This is a genomic window from Kitasatospora sp. NPDC093558, from assembly GCF_040683475.1.
GTDB lineage: Bacteria > Actinomycetota > Actinomycetes > Streptomycetales > Streptomycetaceae > Kitasatospora.
The window spans coordinates 1-3,054 of record NZ_JBFBDY010000698.1 but is presented as its reverse complement, the minus strand read 5'-3'; the positions used below and the strand labels follow the sequence as shown (position 1 = coordinate 3,054).

At 71.8% G+C, this 3,054-nt stretch carries 3 protein-coding genes; 2 read left to right on the top strand and 1 reads right to left on the bottom strand.

Features of this window, described 5'->3' with window-relative positions:
• On the bottom strand, nucleotides 1–195 hold a 195-nt coding region (locus AB0O00_RS33905), incomplete at its 3' end, for a hypothetical protein (protein ID WP_363658400.1).
• Between the two features lie 487 nt (nucleotides 196–682).
• On the opposite strand from AB0O00_RS33905, the gene tdh reads away from it, so the two are divergent.
• Both tdh and AB0O00_RS33895 read left to right on the top strand, forming a co-directional pair.
• The gene (tdh, locus tag AB0O00_RS33900; RefSeq protein ID WP_363658398.1) at nucleotides 683–1,711 is read left to right on the top strand and encodes an L-threonine 3-dehydrogenase; all 1,029 of its coding nucleotides are present in this window, start codon (nucleotides 683–685) and stop codon (nucleotides 1,709–1,711) included.
• Between the two features lie 50 nt (nucleotides 1,712–1,761).
• Entirely contained in the window at nucleotides 1,762–2,955 is a 1,194-nt protein-coding gene (locus tag AB0O00_RS33895; protein WP_363658396.1) for a glycine C-acetyltransferase, read from the top strand.
• The last annotated feature ends 99 nt before the right edge of the window (nucleotides 2,956–3,054 follow it).

The window sequence follows — 3,054 nt, the reverse complement described above, 5'->3', positions numbered from 1 at the left end:
GGCCGGTTCGGCGGTGATCACCGGCTCGGCGCGCTGCTGCCCGGACGGCGAGCCCGAGCAGGCGGCGGCGGAGAGCAGGCCGGTCAGCGCGAGCGCGGCGGCGCCTGCACGGCGGGCGGAGCGGGGCGTGGCGCTGCACCGGGGAACGGCTATGGACCGGGGAACGGCCGGGCGTGGCCGTCGGGTCTTGGTCATGGGACGAGGCGCCTCTCTGGGGCCCGGATCACTGGGGCCGGATCTATGGGGCGGAGGGCCCCGGAGCGCTGCTCCACGGGGCCGCGGGGGAGCGTCGCCACCGTAAGCACCGCTGCCGTCCGGCCGCGCGCGGTCCGACGTCCGGCTGATCCGAACGGGACCGCCGTCAGCCGAGTGGCCCGATCCGGCTGGCGGCGCGCTGTCAAGTACCCCGTCCGGCCGCCCGGTTGGTGTCGCCGCAGCCGCCGCACGCTCCGCCGAACGGGTGGCCGACGGCACGCCGTGACCTGCGCCGGGGCCCAGCTCGGGCACGATCGTTTAGCCCAGCTGTGGCCGCCCTTAAGAATTCCTCGATGGACCGCACCCCTCCCCACCAGGCAGATTTCTGCCTGCCCGGAGGTGCGGTCGCCAGGAACGGCCGCTCCGGGCCGCCTCGGCCTGCCCACGTCCGCAGGCCCGTCCACTCGCACGTCAGGAGCCGAAGCCCGTGAAGGCACTCGTCAAGCACAAGAACGAGCCCGGACTCTGGCTGATGGACGTCCCGAAGCCCGAGATCGGCCCCGGCGAGGTGCTGATCAAGGTCCTGCGGACCGGCATCTGCGGCACCGACCTGCACATCCGCAAGTGGGACGGCTGGGCGCAGCAGACCATCAAGACCCCCATGGTGATCGGCCACGAGTTCGTCGGCGAGGTCGCCGAGATCGGCGCCGGCGTCGCGGACATCGCGGTCGGCGACCTGGTCAGCGGCGAGGGCCACCTGGTCTGCGGCAAGTGCCGCAACTGCCTGGCCGGCCGCCGCCACCTGTGCCGCAACACGATCGGCCTGGGCGTGAACCGCGACGGCGCGTTCGCCGAGTACGTCGCCCTGCCCGCCTCGAACGTCTGGGTGCACCGGGTGCCGGTCGACCTGGACGTCGCCGCGATCTTCGACCCGTTCGGCAACGCCGTGCACACCGCGCTGTCCTTCCCGCTGGTCGGCGAGGACGTGCTGGTCACCGGCGCAGGACCGATCGGCATCATGGCCGCCGCCGTCGCCAAGCACGCCGGCGCGCGCAACGTGATGATCACCGACGTCTCCCCGTACCGCCTCGACCTGGCCCGCGAGGTCGGCGTGACGCTGGCGCTCAACGTCGCCGAGCACACCATCGAGGAGGGCCAGCAGAAGCTCGGCCTGCGCGAGGGTTTCGACGTCGGCCTGGAGATGTCCGGCCGCCCCGAGGCGATGCAGTCGATGATCGCCAACATGACCCACGGCGGGAAGATCGCCATGCTCGGCCTGCCCGCCGACGACTTCCCGGTCGACTGGGCCCGCATCGTCACCTCGATGATCACCATCAAGGGCATCTACGGCCGCGAGATGTTCGAGACCTGGTACGCGATGTCCGTGCTGCTGGAGGGCGGCCTGGACCTCAGCCCGGTGATCACCGGCCGCTACGCCGCCGACGACTTCGAGGCCGCCTTCGACGACGCGGCCGGCGGCAACTGCGGCAAGATCATCCTCGACTGGACCGCCTGAGCCCTGCTGGACCGCCTGAGCAACCCGCCGATCCGATAAGGAGTCTGCTCGTGTTCGACAACGTGCGCGCCGACATCGCCGCCACCCTCGACGAGATCCGCGAGGCCGGCCTGTTCAAGCCGGAGCGGGTGATCGGCACCCCGCAGAGCGCCGCCGTCACCGTCACCGGCGGCGGCCGCCCCGGCGAGGTGCTCAACTTCTGCGCCAACAACTACCTCGGCCTGGCCGACCACCCCGAGGTGCTCGCCGCCGCCAAGGACGCGCTGGACCGCTGGGGCTACGGCATGGCCTCGGTCCGCTTCATCTGCGGCACGCAGGACGTCCACAAGGAGCTCGAGGACCGCCTCTCGGCGTTCCTCGGCCAGGAGGACACGATCCTCTACTCCTCCTGCTTCGACGCCAACGGCGGTGTCTTCGAGACCATCCTCGGCGCCGAGGACGCGGTCATCTCCGACGCGCTGAACCACGCGAGCATCATCGACGGCATCCGGCTCAGCAAGGCCCGCCGCCACCGCTACGCCAACCGCGACATGGCCGACCTGGAGAAGCAGCTCAAGGAGACCCAGGACGCCCGCCGCCGCCTGATCGTCACCGACGGCGTCTTCTCGATGGACGGCTACGTCGCCCCGCTGCGCGAGATCTGCGACCTCGCCGACCGCTACGACGCGATGGTCATGGTCGACGACTCGCACGCCGTCGGCTTCGTCGGCGCCGGCGGGCGCGGCACCCCCGAACTGCACGGCGTGATGGACCGCGTGGACATCATCACCGGCACCCTCGGCAAGGCCCTCGGCGGCGCCTCCGGCGGCTACGTCGCCGCTCGCCGCGAGATCGTCGCCCTGCTGCGCCAGCGCTCGCGCCCGTACCTGTTCTCCAACTCGCTCGCCCCGGTCATCGCGGCGGCCTCGCTGAAGGTGCTCGACCTGGTCGAGAACTCCAACGAGCTGCGCGAGCGGCTCGCGGCCAACACCGCGCTGTTCCGCACGAAGATGACCGAGGCCGGGTTCGAGATCCTGCCCGGCGACCACGCGATCGCCCCGGTCATGATCGGCGACGCGGCGAAGGCGGGCCGGCTCGCCGAACTCCTGCTGGAGCGCGGCGTGTACGTGATCGGCTTCTCCTACCCGGTGGTGCCGCACGGCCAGGCCCGGATCCGGGTGCAGCTGTCGGCCGCGCACTCCACCGAGGACGTCGAGCGCGCCGTGGCGGCCTTCGTCGACGCGCGCGCCGCGCTGGGGGAGTAGTCCCCGGCAACCCCTGGTAGCCACCGGTAACCCCTGGTAACCCCTGGTAACCGCTGGTAGCCCCCAAGCCGCCCGTGGCCGGTCCGCTCGGAACCGGAC